At 55.8% G+C, this 16,275-nt stretch carries 15 protein-coding genes and 1 pseudogene; 9 read left to right on the forward strand and 7 right to left on the reverse strand.

The features are described from left to right. Positions 1-16: 16 nt before the first annotated feature. Positions 17-595: a thymidine kinase gene (locus ACXAEW_RS19675; RefSeq protein ID WP_474942946.1), complete on the reverse strand. Its 579-nt coding sequence runs from the start codon at positions 593-595 to the stop codon at positions 17-19. Between the two features lie 488 nt (positions 596-1,083). Between ACXAEW_RS19675 and ACXAEW_RS19680 the strand changes: the two genes are divergently transcribed. From ACXAEW_RS19680 to ACXAEW_RS19690, 3 genes and pseudogenes are all read left to right on the forward strand, one after another. Next, positions 1,084-1,542 carry a hypothetical protein gene (locus ACXAEW_RS19680; RefSeq protein WP_474942947.1) on the forward strand — a complete coding sequence of 153 codons (459 nt, stop codon included), beginning with the start codon at positions 1,084-1,086 and terminating at the stop codon, positions 1,540-1,542. Continuing rightward, positions 1,535-2,284, forward strand: coding sequence for an arsenical resistance protein ArsH (arsH, locus tag ACXAEW_RS19685; RefSeq protein ID WP_474942948.1), 750 nt, complete (start codon positions 1,535-1,537; stop codon positions 2,282-2,284). The genes ACXAEW_RS19680 and arsH overlap by 8 nt, the downstream gene beginning before the upstream one ends. A 250-nt stretch (positions 2,285-2,534) precedes the next feature. Then, a pseudogene (locus ACXAEW_RS19690) lies at positions 2,535-3,950 on the forward strand (IS3 family transposase). Between the two features lie 247 nt (positions 3,951-4,197). On the opposite strand, the gene ACXAEW_RS19695 reads toward ACXAEW_RS19690, so the two are convergent. From ACXAEW_RS19695 to ACXAEW_RS19710, 4 genes are read right to left on the reverse strand one after another with little or no spacing between them, the layout of a single operon-like run. Further along, the gene (locus tag ACXAEW_RS19695; RefSeq protein WP_474943074.1) at positions 4,198-5,130 is read right to left on the reverse strand and encodes a 2-hydroxyacid dehydrogenase; all 933 of its coding nucleotides are present in this window, start codon (positions 5,128-5,130) and stop codon (positions 4,198-4,200) included. Between the two features lie 23 nt (positions 5,131-5,153). Beyond that, complete coding sequence (locus ACXAEW_RS19700; protein WP_474942949.1) at positions 5,154-5,504, reverse strand: tRNA-binding protein; 351 nt, start codon at positions 5,502-5,504, stop codon at positions 5,154-5,156. After that, positions 5,497-6,312 (reverse strand): pyrroline-5-carboxylate reductase, encoded by an 816-nt coding sequence (gene proC, locus ACXAEW_RS19705; protein ID WP_474942950.1) that lies wholly within the window; start codon positions 6,310-6,312, stop codon positions 5,497-5,499. Before proC ends, ACXAEW_RS19700 begins: the two co-directional genes overlap by 8 nt. 42 nt (positions 6,313-6,354) lie before the next feature. Next, positions 6,355-6,855 (reverse strand): type III secretion system chaperone family protein, encoded by a 501-nt coding sequence (locus ACXAEW_RS19710; protein WP_474942951.1) that lies wholly within the window; start codon positions 6,853-6,855, stop codon positions 6,355-6,357. Between the two features lie 791 nt (positions 6,856-7,646). Between ACXAEW_RS19710 and ACXAEW_RS19715 the strand changes: the two genes are divergently transcribed. Both ACXAEW_RS19715 and ACXAEW_RS19720 read left to right on the forward strand, forming a co-directional pair. After that, on the forward strand, positions 7,647-9,089 hold the full coding sequence (locus ACXAEW_RS19715; protein WP_474942952.1) for an SPFH domain-containing protein: 1,443 nt from the start codon (positions 7,647-7,649) through the stop codon (positions 9,087-9,089). Positions 9,090-9,281: 192 nt separating this feature from the next. Further along, positions 9,282-10,421 carry an APC family permease gene (locus ACXAEW_RS19720; protein WP_474942953.1) on the forward strand — a complete coding sequence of 380 codons (1,140 nt, stop codon included), beginning with the start codon at positions 9,282-9,284 and terminating at the stop codon, positions 10,419-10,421. A 77-nt stretch (positions 10,422-10,498) separates the two neighbouring features. Here ACXAEW_RS19720 and ACXAEW_RS19725 read toward each other — a convergent pair whose 3' ends face one another. Beyond that, on the reverse strand, positions 10,499-10,747 hold the full coding sequence (locus ACXAEW_RS19725) for an accessory factor UbiK family protein (protein ID WP_474942954.1): 249 nt from the start codon (positions 10,745-10,747) through the stop codon (positions 10,499-10,501). Between the two features lie 97 nt (positions 10,748-10,844). On the opposite strand from ACXAEW_RS19725, the gene lgt reads away from it, so the two are divergent. From lgt to ACXAEW_RS19745, 4 genes are all read left to right on the forward strand, one after another. Then, positions 10,845-11,750, forward strand: a complete 906-nt coding sequence (gene lgt, locus ACXAEW_RS19730) for a prolipoprotein diacylglyceryl transferase (protein ID WP_474942955.1) — start codon at positions 10,845-10,847, stop codon at positions 11,748-11,750. Next, the gene (locus ACXAEW_RS19735; RefSeq protein ID WP_474942956.1) at positions 11,747-12,814 is read left to right on the forward strand and encodes a class I SAM-dependent methyltransferase; all 1,068 of its coding nucleotides are present in this window, start codon (positions 11,747-11,749) and stop codon (positions 12,812-12,814) included. Before lgt ends, ACXAEW_RS19735 begins: the two co-directional genes overlap by 4 nt. Then, positions 12,811-13,572 (forward strand): peptidoglycan editing factor PgeF, encoded by a 762-nt coding sequence (pgeF, locus tag ACXAEW_RS19740; RefSeq protein WP_474942957.1) that lies wholly within the window; start codon positions 12,811-12,813, stop codon positions 13,570-13,572. The genes ACXAEW_RS19735 and pgeF overlap by 4 nt, the downstream gene beginning before the upstream one ends. A 791-nt stretch (positions 13,573-14,363) precedes the next feature. Then, positions 14,364-15,158 (forward strand): Hint domain-containing protein, encoded by a 795-nt coding sequence (locus ACXAEW_RS19745; protein WP_474942958.1) that lies wholly within the window; start codon positions 14,364-14,366, stop codon positions 15,156-15,158. Between the two features lie 470 nt (positions 15,159-15,628). Here ACXAEW_RS19745 and ACXAEW_RS19750 read toward each other — a convergent pair whose 3' ends face one another. Further along, entirely contained in the window at positions 15,629-16,129 is a 501-nt protein-coding gene (locus tag ACXAEW_RS19750; protein ID WP_474942959.1) for an Lrp/AsnC family transcriptional regulator, read from the reverse strand. Between the last annotated feature and the right edge of the window lie 146 nt (positions 16,130-16,275).

Below are 16,275 nucleotides of genomic sequence, written 5' to 3' on the forward strand. Positions count from 1 at the left end.
GTGACCCCCTCCAGGTCTAATGACCCATCGCTTCGCGCCAGTGTTTGCGGCAGAGGGACACGTAGCTTTCATTCCCGCCGATCTGCACCTGCTCGCCATCAGTCAGTATCCGGCCCTGCTCATCCTTGCGCACAACCATCGTAGCTTTTTTGCCGCAATAGCAGATGGTGCGCACCTCCCGCATTTCGTCGGCCAGCGCCAGCAAAGCCGCAGACCCCGGAAACAGCTCCCCCCTGAAATCAACCCGAAGCCCATAGCACAGCACCGGCACATTCAGATCATCAACCACCCGCGCCAACTGCCAGACCTGATCTTTGGACAGGAATTGGGATTCGTCGATGAAAATCGCCGCTATAGCCTGCGTAGAGACAACCGATTGCACACGTTCAAACAGGTCATCACTGGCGGAAAACGTGTCTGCCCGGGCTGCGATACCGATTCGTGAAGCGATCTGTCCTTCCCCACCACGATCATCAAAATCAGCCGTGAGCAGATAAGTCTGCATATTATTTTCACGGTAGTTGTGGGACGCCTGTAACAGCATTGCCGATTTTCCGGCGTTCATCGTGGAATAGTTAAAGTACAGCTTGGCCATGACCGGGGTTTAGCGACGCAACAGAGATTCTGGAAGGGCAAGCAGAGGAACACAATCCCATTTTCCGATGCCACCGAAACCTGCTTCCAAACCAAAAATTGCATGCTCCGGGCGAACCGGAACATGCAAAAACAACAGAATAAGTCATTGAAAAAAAGCGCATTCCGGCGAACTAAATACCCGCTCAGCCCATACGTCGTTCGTGGTTCTGCAAAACCAGGTGAACAACAGGTGGCTGCACAAAAAAATGTGCTGCCGGAATGCACCAAAATGGCAGACCAATTGCCTATAACAAGCCACTGCCCACTCACTTTTGCAGCGACCAAATTGCAAGTAGGGATGCGTTTTCGCCACGCCTCTCCACTCACAACCCCACTAAACCCGGTAGGGATGGTCAGAAAATCGCATTTCCTTTACAAATCGGAAATGGGAAATAATTCCACGAGTTCCCCAAGAACCTGAACGGGGACGAGTGGCAAAGGACGGTAATGGCAGACATCGGCACATATCTCAAAAAACACACAGAAGCTCTTGTCAAAGACGTAGGCATCGAAGCCGCCTGTGAAATAACAGGAAAATCCAAGGCAACGCTTGGACGATACTACTCAGACAACGCAGAACATTCAGATCGGTTCATGCCTGTTGACGCGGTCGCTCGTCTGGAAGCATCGGCCTCTTTTCCGCATGTGACATCGGCGCTTGCAGATCTGCGAAACATCACTTTGTCCTATGGGAATGGACCCAATGCCGTTTCGCGTCCGGGCGGTGTAAATTCCGACGTCATAGCCTTGAGCCAACGGTTTGCAACCCTGATGAGCGAATACCAATCCGCTATTGAGGACGGTATTATTACCGTGAATGAGGCAAAACGCCTCTTGAGGGAAACGGTGCTTTTGCAGCAAGTGTTGCTCGACATGAAGCTGCATCTGGAAGAAGAAAGTGCCTGACACAAAATCACCGCGCCCGGATCTGCCTGATCTGAGCGACCTGCCCGCTGTGACACCCGAGGCTTTCGTGCCCATTGATGTGGGCGCACTTGCCGCTGCGGATGATCCGGGACATGCGCCCCGCATCCTGCTCCTTTATGGTTCACTCCGCGATGTGAGCTATTCCCGAAAAGTCGCAGAAGAATGTGCACGCATCCTCACCGCTTTGGGATGCGAAGCCAGACTTTTCGACCCGTCTGGCCTGCCCTTCCCAGATGACAAGAACGCTGCAGAACACCCGAAGGTGACGGAACTGCGCGAGCTGGCCATTTGGAGCGAGGGTATGGTCTGGTCTTCGCCAGAACGCCATGGCACCATGACAGGCATCATGAAAACGCAGATCGACTGGTTGCCGCTGTCTGCACAAGGCGGCATCCGCCCTACACAAGGTAAGACGCTGGCAGTGATGCAGGTGTCCGGCGGATCGCAAAGTTTCAATGCGGTAAACCAGATGAGAATCCTGGGGCGTTGGATGCGCATGGTTACTATCCCGAACCAAAGTTCGATCCCCAAAGCCTGGTTGGAATTCAAAGAAGGGGAACGTCTGCCAGAAGGCCCCTTCTATCGGCGCGTGTTCGATGTGATGGAAGAGCTTGTGAAGTTCACATATCTCATGCGCAACCGCAAAGAGTATTTGGTGGATCGCTATTCGGAACGGGTGGAATCGGTGACAGATACCCACACACGGGTCTCGAAACTCTAAGCGCCTTTATCCCAGCTCGAACGAAGGCGCGACACTCCCGCGCCCGCGCCTGCTCCGGGCAAGCCGGAACAGGCTCTGTGCGGCCTTGGGCCGGGCGCCGAGCTTCGCTCGGCGCAAAGCACTCTGTTTCTCAGCCCTCTTTTACAGAGCTAGCGTAGCAGAGTTAGATCAACGGAACCAATGGAATACCGTTACACTGAACCGCGCCGGGATTGCCGGATGCTCCAACTCATGAGTAGGATGGAGCACCATGACAAAGACAACGAACAAGTATTCACCAGAAGTGCGCGAACGCGCTGTACGGATGTTATTGTATGGCGCCGGGCAGCATGAGAGCCGTTGGGCGGCGATTGTGTCGATTTCGTCGAAGATCGGCTGCGCGCCGCAGACGCTGAACGAATGGGTTAAGAAGGTCGAGGTTGATACTGGCCAACGCGGAGGCCTAACAGCAGAGCAGGCCGAGAAGATGAAGGCGCTTGAGCGCGAAGTGCGCGAACTGAAGCAGGCCAATGAGATCCTGCGCAAAGCGTCTGCTTATTTTGCCCTCGCTCTCATCGCCGCAAGCGGCGACTGCCGCGCAGCGGGACGGAGCTCGACCGCCCGCTGAAACGATGATCCAGTTCATACACTGCCCAGCAGTCGAAACGCAGTTTCGATGAGAGGGGAAGATCACCGGGGTGATCATGGGGTCGAGCCAATCTGCCGGGTTTTGCCGATTGCCCCAGCCACCTTCTATGATCATTTGGCCAAGCGCGCTGCCCCTTCACGCCTTTCTGATCGCGCCAAGCGTGATGAAGAGTTGAAGCCCGAGATTGAGCGTGTCTTTGAGGAAAACCTCAGCGTCTATGGCGTTCGAAAGGTCTGGCACCAAATGCGCCGCGAAGGCTTTGATATCGCACGCTGTACTGTCGCACGGCTGATGAAGGACATTGGGGTTGAAGGCGCCTCTCGGCAGAATTGCCTTGCAATTCGCCTGCCGGGCAATGGTTGTACGCGGTAAGAAGCCCAAAACAACGATCCCGGACAAGGCGCTGCCATGCCCACTGGACAAGGTGAACCGCCAGTTCTACGCGCCCGCACCAAACGTGCTGTGGGGTCGTCCATGCAGGCGCCATTGGTTCGAGCCCAATGGACGACGACTTCACCTACGTCGCGACCACTGACCGGCAACACATGCAAGGCATGTGTGAGAGGGGAGCAGGGGTTTGTGTGTGTGGCTTTCGTCATCGACGTCTTTGCCCGCCGCATCGTTGGATGGCGCGTCAGCCGCACAGCGACCGCCGACTTCGTTCTTGATGCTTTGGAACAGGCCGTTCATCAACGCAAACCCGGATCGGGACTAACGCACCACTCGGACCGCGGATCGCAATATCTGTCCATAAAATACACCGAGCGCTTAGCCGAGGCTGGGATCGAACCCTCAGAGGGAAGCGTCGGTGACAGCTACGACAATGCGCTTGCTGAGACAATCAATGGCCTGTTCAAGGCCGAAGTCATTCACCGACGTGGGCCATGGCGCAGCTTCGATGCCGTGGAATATGCCACGCTCGAATGGGTCGATTGGTTCAACAATCGCCGCCTGCCGGAACCCATCGGGAATATCCCGCCAGCAGAAGCCGAAGCAAACTTCTACGCGGCTCTGGAGATATCAGACATGGCCGCGTAACTAAGACAAATCAGCCTCCGGAAATCCCGGCGCGGTTCACACCCAGCCAATGAGATCAGCGCGAGGAAAAGGACAGTTACACGCATTGAAGTTTTTCCTTCGTTGTTTGGTGTATTTTGTTTGTCGTTACGTTGAAAGGTTTGCGCGCCAACAGCGCACCGAAGGTGCGCTGCCATGCCCAACGGGAGGAGGTTCGCTTTAGCGAAACAACGACGGGCGGGAGAACATCAGATTTATGCGTTACACGTCAAAAAACTGTATTCGGCAGCTGTTTTCCGGAAACAAATGCCGCGATGTTGTCGAGGGCCATATGTCCCATATCGCTCCGGATCTCTTCGGCAGCCGTGCCAAGGTGAGGTAGTAGCGTGACGTTCTCCATCGCGCGCAGAGCTTCTGGCACCATCGGTTCAAATTCATAAACGTCAAGACCCGCACCTGCAATCTCCCCTCCCTCAAGGGCCGAGATCAGCGCGGCTTCGTCAACCACCTCGCCGCGTGCGATGTTGACGAGGAATGCCGTGTCCTTCATCGCTGCCAGAACTTCCCCATTAACAAGATGCAGCGTATCAGCACCGCCCGGAACTGCGACAACAAGAAAGTCGGCCTGAGCGGCAAGTTCTTTGATATCTAAGGCTCGGCTGGCGGGAAACTCGAGGTGTTTTTCGCTTCGCGCGACATAGGAGACGTCCATACCAAAACCGAAATGACAGCGCCGTGCAATCGCCTGACCGATCCGCCCCATTCCCAGAATGCCGACATGTTTGCCGCTGACGTGAGCCCCAAGGAACTGCACCGGATGCCACCCCTGCCAGTTCCCCGCACGAACAACGCGCTCCCCTTCTCCCGCTCGGCGCGCCGTCATCAGGATCAGGGTCAACGCTATGTCTGCAGTTGCGTCAGTCACCGCCCCGGGCGTGTTTGTGACCGCAAGACCAGCGTTCCGGGCCGCCGTTACGTCGATATGGTTGTATCCGACACCGAAATTGGCCAAGAGTTTGCACCGGATGCCAGCCCCTGCCGCAGCAAACACCTCTGCCGAGAATTGGTCCCTCAACGACGGCAACACCACGTCATACGACTGCAGAGCATCAACCATTTCTTCCACGCTCATGGGAGCGGTTTCCATACGGATGACGGCACCAAACTCAGCCTTGGCGCGCGCTTCCACGTCTGCGGTCATCCGGCGTGCAATGAGGACGTTGGTCAATGGAGCCTTCCCCCCAGCGGCACATCAGCTGCAACATCCCCGTCCGGGCCAATCAGAACCACTTCACCATTTTCGTCCGGCAAGCCCAGAACCAACACTTCTGACATAAATTTGCCGATCTGACGCGCGGGAAAATTGACCACAGCCAAGACCTGTTTTCCAACCAGGTTCTCTGGCGTGTAATGGGCTGTCACCTGCGCAGACGTTTTTTTCTCGCCGATTTCATCTCCGAAATCGATCCACATCTTGATCGCAGGCCTGCGCGCCTCAGGATAGGCTTCGGCCCGCACCACACGGCCGGTGCGCACGTCCACTTTCATAAAGTCGTCAAACGAAATCTCAGCCACGAGACAGCTCCTCGGATCGTTTGCTCGCGGCCTCAACCGCACGTTTCATAAGCAGCGGAAGCCCGTCCGCTTCATTCATCAGAACCTCAAGCGCCGCCTGCGTGGTGCCATTGGGACTGGTAACATTGACACGAAGCTGGCTGGGGCTTTCCTCGGCGGCCTCTGCCAGCGCCCCGGCACCTGCGACTGTCGCTTTGGCCAATTTCATGGAGAGGTCCTCAGGCAAACCTTGCGCCACACCGGCGGCAGCAAGCGTTTCGATCATGTGAAACACATAGGCCGGGCCGGATCCCGATACGCCTGTGACCGCATCCATCTGCGCTTCTGTTTCCAGGCGCACCACCTGGCCAACCGCTGACAACAGCATCTCCGCGTCTTCCAAAGACGCGGTCGTGCAATGTGCGTTTCCAATAATTGCCGTAATCCCTTTGGCTATGGCAGCAGGGGTATTGGGCATGGCGCGCACGATGGGAGTTCCCGCACCCAGGATGCCCTCAAACGTGGAAATCGACGTTCCGGCCGCGACAGAGACAAACAAAGTACCGCCTCCCCCATAGGATTTCAGGACCGGAAGCGCCTCTGTCATCATCTGCGGTTTCACCGCAATCAATACAATCGCAGGTTTTTGCGGCAGGTCAGTATTGACGTGAACGCCCGTAGAATTCACCCAATCTGACGGAAAAGGATCCTGCACCCAGACAGATGTTTGGGGCAGTCCACCTTCCAGCCAGCCTTTCAGCATGGCCGATCCCATTTTGCCGCAGCCCAGCAATACCAACCCGCGGGCTGCGATTTTTTCCATGTTCATTGGGGCCCCCTCTCCGTCCGTGTTCTGGTTTGGGGCAAATCTTTACGCCCGCCCGTAGGCCTCTGCAATGGCGACTTGCATCGCGTCTTCAGGTGAACGTTCCCCCCAGATATTCAATTGGATCGCCGGATAATAACGCTCGCAATTGGCGACCGCCATATTCATCAGACTGTCGATCTGCTGCGGTGTCACAGTCTGGCCGCCGCTGAGCAACAGACCGTAGCGATACAGCATCAGCTTGTGGTCTGGCCAATACGTGAAGGAGCCGGTCCAACACTGATCGTTCATCTTGTTGATCAGCTCATAAAGACCCGGCAGTTTGTCCTGCGGTGGGTCCATTTCAAAGCTGCAGACCATACGCAGGGTCTCTTCATAATCCGACCAGGCCAAAGTCAATGAATACGTCCGCCATTGGCCTTCCACCGCCATAGCGATCTGGTCATCTGCGATACGATCGAAATCCCAGTCGTGATGCGACGCAAGATGTTCGACAATATCAATCGGATGGGCTTCTTCGAAAAGTTGTTGCTCGGAAAGGGACATGGGTCCACCTCTTTCGCTCCTAACCATTGGGCGTGGCAGCACCCCAATCATTAGCTTTCTGCTCAATAGGAAGGGGCAGAATACCGCCTCCCTACAAGATATGGTGAAGCCCCAAACGCTTTCTGGCAACCCTTTATTTGGGGATAACTGCAATAACTTGTGGACGACATGCCCTGATGCGCAAAATATCGTCCCGCTTCTTGTCAGACCGCGCGAATGCGCACAATCTGAAAATCCCGTCATCACATTGCTTTAGCGATTGCTTCAAATAGGGGCTGAGGGTGGCAGGCCTGCCCATCACCTCTACCTGGCGATCGGTCTTCAAACCGGGCCAGCACAGAACGTCGGCCATTTTCCTGGATCCTCAACAGGGCTGACATGGCAAGATTCGATCAACCTTCGGAACCGGAGTTTGCCAAGGGCATTCAATGTTCAGTTGGAATAGGGCATTTCCTACCGGGCGAAACAAAAAAGACTTCCACGACAGCTTCATCAGGAAATGCTCTTTACGGAACTGGCCGCACTGCCCCAACGCGTGCTCCATGCTCCAACATCAGGAAATCCTAAATCGGTTGACCTGAACGATATTTCGTCGCATTCCTGCCGCAAAATAAAGACAAGGTGCCGCCGAAATAGAGCCCAAGCGAGACATGCCGCTAACGCACAGCACCGACAGACAGCCGCATAAGATTAAAAACCCCAATAGAGACTTAATTAATTCCAAACACATGATCAGTTCTACACAGGAATAAAATCATGTATTTTTTGAATCATTATCAATGAGGTAACCCATGCTATTCTTACCAATCCTTGGCCTGTTCATTGTCGCCTCTGGCTTTGCCCTTCGGCGTGCTTTTGATTTTCACGAAAAGAAAAACCTGGATGGGCTGGTTAGCTTTGCGGGCCACGGGCTCAAAGCTGCGGGCCTTCTGCTGTTTACGGTCTCCACCTTCAACGGCATGTTTTTCTATGCAGAGCCCGGCTTTAAATACCACGTTCGCACCATTCTGGGCGAAGAGAAAATGGTATCCGACACCGGATACAACACCTATCTCTTTGGCCGCTACAACGCCTGGAAAAACGCGATGTCCGTGCAAGCCTCAACAACCGGTCAAGGCGATGTCCGTGCCGAGCAGGACAGTTCGCAGATGAGCGCTAACCTCATGCCAAAATCTCTGGTGTTTCTGGATCAAGTGGATGCTTTGGTATCAGCCACAGCCCGCTTTGAGCTCCCGTCGGACCAGGACGCCTTCCTGCGATTGGCACGTCAGTACCGGACCCCGGAAAACCTGTTGCGCACCGAATTGGTGCCCGCGTTTGAAGAAACGCTGGGTGCAAATGCAGCATTGATGTCAGCTGAAGATTACTTCCAAGGCGGCAAAACCGAATTCAACAATGAATTTCAGCGCCAGATGGAAGACGGTATTTATCTGGTGCGTCGGATCGAACAGAAAGTGCCAACGGATCAAAACCGCACAGGGTCTGCAAATGCGGCACTTGGAACCGACCAGGAAGAGTTTGGCGAAGATACAAAAACTGTCTTTGTGGTCCAAAAGCTGCTGGATGACACAGGCCAACCGCGTCGCAAGGCCCAGAGCTTTACGAAATTTGGGATTACCGTCACCTCGGCTCGTGTGACCGATGTAAACCCGAATCAGAAATTCAAGGATCGCATGGCCCTGCGCCAGCAGGCAGCGGCTGATCGCGCCATCGCCCGTGAACAGCGCATCCAGGAAGAAGAGCAAAAGCTGCTCGCCGTTGCACGCGGTGAACGCGAAGTTGCTGAACGCCAGGCCTCGGCCAAGGTCATCCAGATCGAACGCACCACGGACGCAGAGACGGAAAAGCAACTGGCCATCACCGCAGCTGAGCGGGAAAGAGAAGCCGCCCGCATTGCCAAGGAACAGTCCGAGATTCTGCTGGAGAAAGCCCGGATTGACGCGGAGGCTGTGCAAGTTGCCGCTGACGCTGAAGCCTACGCCAAGCGCCAGATCCTGGAAGCTGACAACGCGTTGGCGCAGAAGCTTGACGCCGAGGTTGAGATTCAGCGCCTTTGGGCCGATGCGTTTGCCAAGCGGAACGTGCCGACCTACGTCTTTGGCGGCGGCGGTGGAGCTGACGGCGGCGCGCCGGTCGGGTCAGATGACGAGGCCTCCCGCCTTTTCCAAATCCTGACGCTGCAAGCTGCAGAGCGTCTGGACTACGACCGCGAAATTGCAGAAGATAAGAAATAGTCACCGCCCGACGGCTCATTCATTGACGCGCTCCTCCCGAGGGGCGCGTTTTTCTTTGGCTTGACACATATCAGGGCGCATTCTCCATCATGATCTAAGCTGACGTTTGCTTATTCTCTCAACGATCTCGCACGCCCAATGCTTCTGAATGCACTCATAATTTCGGTCACGGTTCTCTGTGGGGGGCTGCTTATGTGGCCTCGCCTTGCGCATGCGCCCCTATGGCGGGCAACGATCACACCGCTTGCCTCCATTATCGGCAGCGGTTTTCTGGTTCTAGGTCCCATCCTGAACGCATCCTATGGCAGTCTTGCCCCTTTGGTCATGGCTGCTTTGTGTGCTGTGGCTGCGGGGTTCGGGCAAGCGATTGTGTTCAATATCCGCTGGTTGGAAACCCCGGCGCCCCCTTCGATGATTGACCGCACTCTCGAGACTGTCGGTTCATGGATGTTGGCTTTCGCCTATTTTGTATCCGTTGCCTATTACCTGAACCTGTTGGGCGCTTTTGCAGTCACGCTCACAGACAGTAGCGACAGCTTTCACGCACGTATTGTAACAAGCGGTGTCTTTGCCATCATTCTGCTTGTCGGTTGGACCCGAGGCTTTGGCGCTCTGGAACGGCTAGAGCAGATCTCAGTCGGGGTAAAACTGTCGATCATCGCCGGTTTGCTGTTCGCCCTTATCTGGGCCTTTGCCAAACACATCCATGCAGGCACATTGGTCTGGTCCCCTCCTACACAAACCGGATGGGGGGCGCTGGCCCTTGGTTTTGGCCTTTTGGTGACGGTCCAGGGATTTGAGACTGCACGCTATCTTGGCGACACATATGACGCATCCACCCGGATCCGCGCCTTGAGGCTGGCGCAGATCCTGTCGACCGCAATTTACATGGTGTATATCCTCTGCCTGACCTTTATCTTTGCACCAGAAGCCATGGCACTGGAGGAAACTGCGATCATCTCCCTGATGGCGGTTGTAGCACCAATACTGCCGATGCTATTGATCGCAGCCGCTCTCAGCGCACAGTTCAGCGCTGCCGTTGCCGATACTGCGGGGTCCGGCGGGCTGGTTGCAGAGCTGACCCGACACCGCCTGCCCGCTCCAGTGGTCTACGCGCTGCTGACCGCTTTTGGCCTCTGGCTCACTTGGCAAGCAAATGTGTTTGAGATCATCACCTATGCCTCGCGTGCCTTTGCTGCCTACTACGCTGTACAAGCGCTTCTGGCGGCCCTGCGCGCCTACCAAAGCGGACAGCTAAGACGCACGGCAGTCTTTGCAGTGCTGACCCTATTGGGCGGGATGATCGTGCTCTTTGGCGCTCCGATTGAGTGAACCGCAAAGGCAAAAAAGCGCGCCCACATCCGGGCGCGCTTTGCTTTAACAGATCATCTTTGACAGGCGTCTTGTGCTCAGTCAGATAGCTTTTCTTCGATCGCAGCCAGGCGAACCTTCAGCGCTTCGTTCTCTTCGCGTGCTTTTTGCGCCATGGCGCGAACCGCGTCGAACTCTTCGCGGGTCACAAAATCGCGATCCGCAAGCCAGCGGTCCACCAAGCTCTTTGCGGCGGTTTCTGCCTCGTCGCGGGCGCCCTGGGCCACACCCATGGCATTGGTCATCAACTGCGAAATATCGTCCAGGATCTTGTTGCGGGTCTGCATATGTCTTCTCCGTGTGAAGCTTACCCCCTATATGGGCAAGCAATTCGCCAACGGCAAGCCGTTGACTTTGGACCTGTTGCAAAGGCATTGACCCAATATGCACGCATTGATCCCCTTTCCCGACCTCTCACCTGAATTATTCACCATAGCTGTTGGAGAATATGAATTTGCGCTGCGCTGGTATGCGCTGGCCTATATCGCCGGTATCCTGATCGCATGGCAACTGGCAGTGATGGCGGTGCAACGCGCTACACTATGGCCTGCGGGTACGGCACCAATGCAGCCCAAACAGGTCGAGGATCTGATCACCTGGATCATCCTTGGCGTTGTTTTGGGAGGGCGATTGGGCTTTGTCTTATTTTACCAGCCCGCATATTACCTCTCGCATCCTTTGGAAATTCTTCGGATTTGGCAGGGCGGCATGGCCTTTCATGGCGGTCTTCTGGGCGTTGTTGTAGCCTCGTGGATCTACGCCGCGCGCCATAATATACCCAAGCTGCAAATGGCCGATCTGGTTGCCCACACAGTTGCTCCAGGCCTGATGTTGGGGCGGCTTGCCAACTTTATCAACGCAGAGCTTTGGGGGCGTCCCACCTCCCTCCCATGGGGCGTTGCCTTTCCAGGCTTAGAAGCGCAGAACTGCGGTCAAACTGCAGGAGAGCTCTGTGCACGCCATCCAAGCCAGCTTTATGAGGCAACGCTCGAAGGGCTGGTTCTTGGCGCGTTGGTTCTGTTTCTGGTGTACCGCCGTCAGGCTTTCCTGCGTCCGGGTCTGATTTTGGGCACCTTCCTTGCCGGTTACGGCAGCGCGCGCTTCCTTGTTGAATTTTTCCGGCAGCCCGATCTGCAATTTGTCTCTCCCGGTAATCCTTTGGGGCTGGCGTGGGAAATCAACGGCTATGGTCTGACACAGGGGCAGGCGCTGTCCCTGCCGATGGTCGCCTTGGGAGTCTACTTTGTAATCCGCGCCTGCAGGGCCGGAAACCAGCAGGTCCCCGCATGAGCCTGCTCGACCACCTCAAAACTCGTATAGCCAATGACGGCCCGCTGTCCGTCGCGGATTACATGGCGGAATGCCTGTTACATCCCACCTTTGGCTACTACACCACCCGCGATCCTTTGGGCGCACAGGGCGATTTCACAACCGCCCCGGAGATCTCTCAGATGTTCGGAGAGCTGATCGGCCTGTCCCTTGCGCAGGCCTGGATGGATCAAGGTGCCCCTGCTCCCTTCACTCTGGCAGAACTTGGCCCGGGTCGTGGCACGCTGATGGCCGACCTTCTGCGGGCCACGCGCGGGGTGCCGGAGTTCCACGAGGCGATGCAACTGCATCTGGTAGAGGCCTCACCCACCCTGCGCGCGGCACAAGAACACGCGCTTTCACAGTACGATGTTACATGGTGCGACCATGCGGCCGAGCTGCCTCAGCAGGCGCTGTTCCTTGTGGCAAATGAGTTCTTTGATGCGCTGCCCGTTCGACAATTTGTCCGGCAGGGAGATGGCTGGTGCGAGAAACGTATTGGGGTGACCGACGGGGCGCTGTCCTTCGGCCTTGCTCCCCCTACAGCCCAGGTCGCGCTGGATCACCGGCTTGAGGATACCAAAAACGACGATCTTGTGGAGATTTGCCCTGCGGCCCCGGTCGTCCTTGCAGAAATCGCGACCCGCATTTCCAATCATGGCGGCGCGGGCCTGATCATCGACTACGGTGACTGGCGCTCCCTTGGAGATACCCTCCAGGCCCTGCGAGCACATGCCCCAACCGACCCGCTTCAGGACCCCGGTGCAGCGGATCTGACCACGCATGTGGATTTCGAGGCCCTCAGCCAGGCGGCTACGACAGCAGGCTGCGCCTTTTCCCGCATCACACCTCAGGGTATTTTCCTCGAGCGGCTGGGGATCACAAACCGGGCGCAAACACTGGCTCAGCCACTCAGCGGAGCGGCACTGGAAACGCTGGTTGCGGCACATCGGCGGTTGACGCACCCGCAGGAAATGGGAAACCTGTTCAAAGTCATGGGATTGTTCCCAAAGTCCCAAACTCCCCCACCCGGATTGGAAGCATGACGCTGGAAATTCTCACCTCGGACCTTCTGTCACCTGTGAAACACGGGTTCTTCACCCGTCGAGGGGGCGCGTCTTCGGGCATATTCAGCGGCCTGAACTGCGGCCTGGGGTCCAGCGACCAGCGTGAAGCTGTTGCCCTGAACCGGTCGCGTGTCGCCGAGGCCATGGGCGCAGCGGAAGATGCTCTGATCGGCGTCCACCAGGTTCATTCATCCGATGTGGTGACCCTGACCCCCGATCACCCCCTGCCCGAGCCAGAACGCGCTGACGCCATTGTCACAGATATACCAGGCAAGGTCCTGTCAATCCTGACAGCGGACTGCCAACCGGTTCTGTTCGCGGACCCTCAATCGGGCGTGATCGGTGCGGCCCACGCAGGTTGGAAAGGGACGCTGAACGGCGTGCTGGAGGCAACCGTAGACGCTATGCTTGCTCTGGGGGCCCAGCGCACAAACATACACGCGGTCATCGGTCCAACCATTTCTCAAAACGCATATGAGGTCGGGCCAGAGTTCTATGAAAACTTCATGGCCCAGACCCCGGATAACGCCCGTTATTTTATGCGCGGCGAAGGCGATCGCCACATGTTCGACCTTCCCGGTCTCGGACTGGCCAAATTGCGCGAGATCGGCATTTCTAAGGTCGACTGGACCCGTCACTGTACCTATCACGATGCCGACAGGTTTTATTCCTACCGCAGAACCACCCATGCGGGTGAGGCGGATTATGGCCGCTTGATTGCCTGTATTCGCCTCTGAAACGGGGGGCTCAATCTCGCCCGTTCCGCGTTACCCCAACTGACTGTTCAAGGTTTAATAAAATTTGGTGCGACTTAAGTAAGTGCGGCGTTCTCGGGCCAGTTTTGGCCTCAATTGGAGTCTCTTTGGCGCTTATTTTTCACCCTTCGCCGCGTTAATTTTGAATATTTCCAGCACCTTAAACTTACCCACACCCCCTGTGGATAACCAAAGTGCGTTCCCGCAATTTCCTCTGCGCAGCCACAATCCCGGCACATTAATTACCGATAATGTAAAAAGTCATAACCTAGGAAACACTGTATGTTTAACGAGTGGACTAAGGAGAAAACATGAAAAGCCGTTTTTTGAAATCCGTGATCGCCACTGCGCGTGCAAACAAAACCACTCTCCCGTTTGCACGCAGTGCCCTGTGCGAGATTTCACCATCATACCTAAACCGATACGCTCCTATCCGCAAAAGCGCCTGACGTGGGCTCCTCGTTTGATATCGTCCAATCTACCTCCCGCATATACGCAGCCTTCCACCACATGGGCGCACTCTTACAAGGATATATGTTAGATGGGGGATATCAAATCGGCGGTGACCATTCGTTAGGGGATTTCTCCTAACGTAGAACTTAGAATTGCTCCATGTTGGACACAGCTGCCTTTTCGCCAGGTTTGTCGATCTGAACTCGAAATGCCTTGATGAACCCGCTTCTGCACAACGATCGTCTTCCTTTGATCCGTTGGCGGGGAACTCGAAGCCAGGCCGTGTCTAACTGGTGAGAACACATAGAGGGTCGTTCTGAATGACCATTCCGCAATCGCTGCAACGTGCGGCGACCAATGTACTTGAAACACAGGCCCTGCTTCAGGACCAAGCTTCGCTACGCGGCGCGCCCAAGCCGCAGCTTCGTCGCTATGATGTGATGAGCTTGCTGCCCAACGGCAATATCGCCGAGACCCGGCATACGGCCCCTGCCCTGCCTTTGTTTGAAGGAGCCTTCACCGCTTTTTGTCGTGGCTCCTTGGTGGACACAAGCGATGGTCCCGTTGCGGTTGAAGATCTTTTGCCGGGCGACAAGATTTTGACGGTCGACGGCAAGCGCCATATCTTGTTGTGGAAAGGTAGCACGACAATTCTGCCGACGCGCCCCAACGCCCGCGGTCAAAAACAACGCCTTGTTAGCTTTATGCCCGACAGTCTCGGACTGTCCAAGCCTGCGTCCTGTGTGGTGGCAGGACCGGCTGCTCGTCTGCTGCGTACCCCTGCTCACCTACGTGGCGACGACACCACCGAGGGTCTATTGACCCCGGTGGGAGAATTCCTAGACGGTATGAACATCGTTGAAACCGCACCTCCAACGCCGGTTGAAATGTTTCATCTCTGCCTTTCCCAACACTGCGTCATCCGTGTCGGAGGCCTCCCGTTTGAAACCTATCACCCCGGTCCCGGTGCGTTAAAACTGGTCAGCCATGCCATCCGCGCCCTGTATATCAACCTGTTCTCCCATATTGAAACAGCGGCAGACTTTGGCCCACTGTGTCACCAGAGAATGGAAGAGACCGGCCCAGAAGGCGATATGCCGCCGACATTGGCCTAACGAGCCTAAGCGTCAGAAAGGCATATCCGATCGGTTGGCCCTCTGACGCGCACCGTAAAGGGCCAACTCGAATGGGTGGTCATTGACTTTTTGCCACGTTCCCGCGTGATATGGTCCAAGGCGTGCCATTCCAGTCTGCCCAATCCACTGGAGCGACCACTCCGACTGACACGAAACCTCAGATCTTTGGCTGTTTCAGGCAATTAGGATGATCTTTGGGGCCGGAAACCCACAATAAATAACGGGATAGTGATCCTTGTCCGCACATGCGCCCATGCGATTTCACAGAACGGAGTTAGCACCTTCAGAGGGCGACACTGGCAGAGGGTGACACAGGTACGCTTTGCAAGCAGAAGGCTGCTGACCTCTTAGGGAGAAAAGATGTCAACCTGTTGGCATCGGAAGGCGCTCAAGAAACGACGCCTCCATCTTTGACGCTATACGTATTGGACTTTGAATTGGATCGCGGCTCAGGCTTCGCGTGCCAATCGCTCTTCAAGGATTTCAAACGGCACGCCCGGCTCATCCTTGGCACCGCGGATCACCAAGGAGGTCTTCACGCTGGCAACGTTCGGTGTGGTCAAAAGCTGCACCGTCAGAAAATTTTGGAACGTCGACAGATCAGGCGAAACGCATTTCAAAATGAAATCCACCTCACCATTCAACATGTGGCATTCCCGAACCAGTGGCCAGCTGCGGCACTGCTTTTCAAATGCACTCAGCTCATGCTCGGCCTGGCTTTCCAGCCCCACCATCGCAAAGACCTGAACTTCAAATCCCAGCTCACGCGCATTCACATCCGCATGGTACCCGCCGATCAAGCCTGCCTCTTCCAAGGCGCGAACACGGCGCAGACAGGGCGGAGCCGAGATACCGACCCGTTTGGCAAGTTCCACATTGGTCATGCGACCATCGGCCTGCAACTCCGACAAAATCTTTCGATCGATCGGATCCAGTCGCGTTGTGACCATATTCATGCTCCCGTAAAATCAGGTTTGTTATAACAACCCGGCTCATTCGCGCAATATTATTTCGCAACTGCGCAGCATTATTCTCTTTCCGTAAAATCAAGAACAAAAACACTGGCATTCTGTCAATGGTGGGACGTTGGTCTTTG

This window comes from Epibacterium sp. ABZ3_068 (genome assembly GCF_056159265.1).

Coding starts and splice junctions, on each gene's coding strand:
- ACXAEW_RS19675 (WP_474942946.1), bottom strand. CDS start 595: ATGGCCAAGCTGTACTTTAACTATTCCACGATGAACGCCGGAAAATCG.
- ACXAEW_RS19680 (WP_474942947.1), top strand. CDS start 1,084: ATGGCAGACATCGGCACATATCTCAAAAAACACACAGAAGCTCTTGTC.
- ACXAEW_RS19695 (WP_474943074.1), bottom strand. CDS start 5,130: ATGACCGCAGACGTGGAAGCGCGCGCCAAGGCTGAGTTTGGTGCCGTC.
- proC (WP_474942950.1), bottom strand. CDS start 6,312: ATGAACATGGAAAAAATCGCAGCCCGCGGGTTGGTATTGCTGGGCTGC.
- ACXAEW_RS19710 (WP_474942951.1), bottom strand. CDS start 6,855: ATGTCCCTTTCCGAGCAACAACTTTTCGAAGAAGCCCATCCGATTGAT.
- ACXAEW_RS19715 (WP_474942952.1), top strand. CDS start 7,647: ATGCTATTCTTACCAATCCTTGGCCTGTTCATTGTCGCCTCTGGCTTT.
- ACXAEW_RS19720 (WP_474942953.1), top strand. CDS start 9,282: ATGTGGCCTCGCCTTGCGCATGCGCCCCTATGGCGGGCAACGATCACA.
- ACXAEW_RS19725 (WP_474942954.1), bottom strand. CDS start 10,747: ATGCAGACCCGCAACAAGATCCTGGACGATATTTCGCAGTTGATGACC.
- lgt (WP_474942955.1), top strand. CDS start 10,845: ATGCACGCATTGATCCCCTTTCCCGACCTCTCACCTGAATTATTCACC.
- ACXAEW_RS19735 (WP_474942956.1), top strand. CDS start 11,747: ATGAGCCTGCTCGACCACCTCAAAACTCGTATAGCCAATGACGGCCCG.
- pgeF (WP_474942957.1), top strand. CDS start 12,811: ATGACGCTGGAAATTCTCACCTCGGACCTTCTGTCACCTGTGAAACAC.
- ACXAEW_RS19745 (WP_474942958.1), top strand. CDS start 14,364: ATGACCATTCCGCAATCGCTGCAACGTGCGGCGACCAATGTACTTGAA.
- ACXAEW_RS19750 (WP_474942959.1), bottom strand. CDS start 16,129: ATGGTCACAACGCGACTGGATCCGATCGATCGAAAGATTTTGTCGGAG.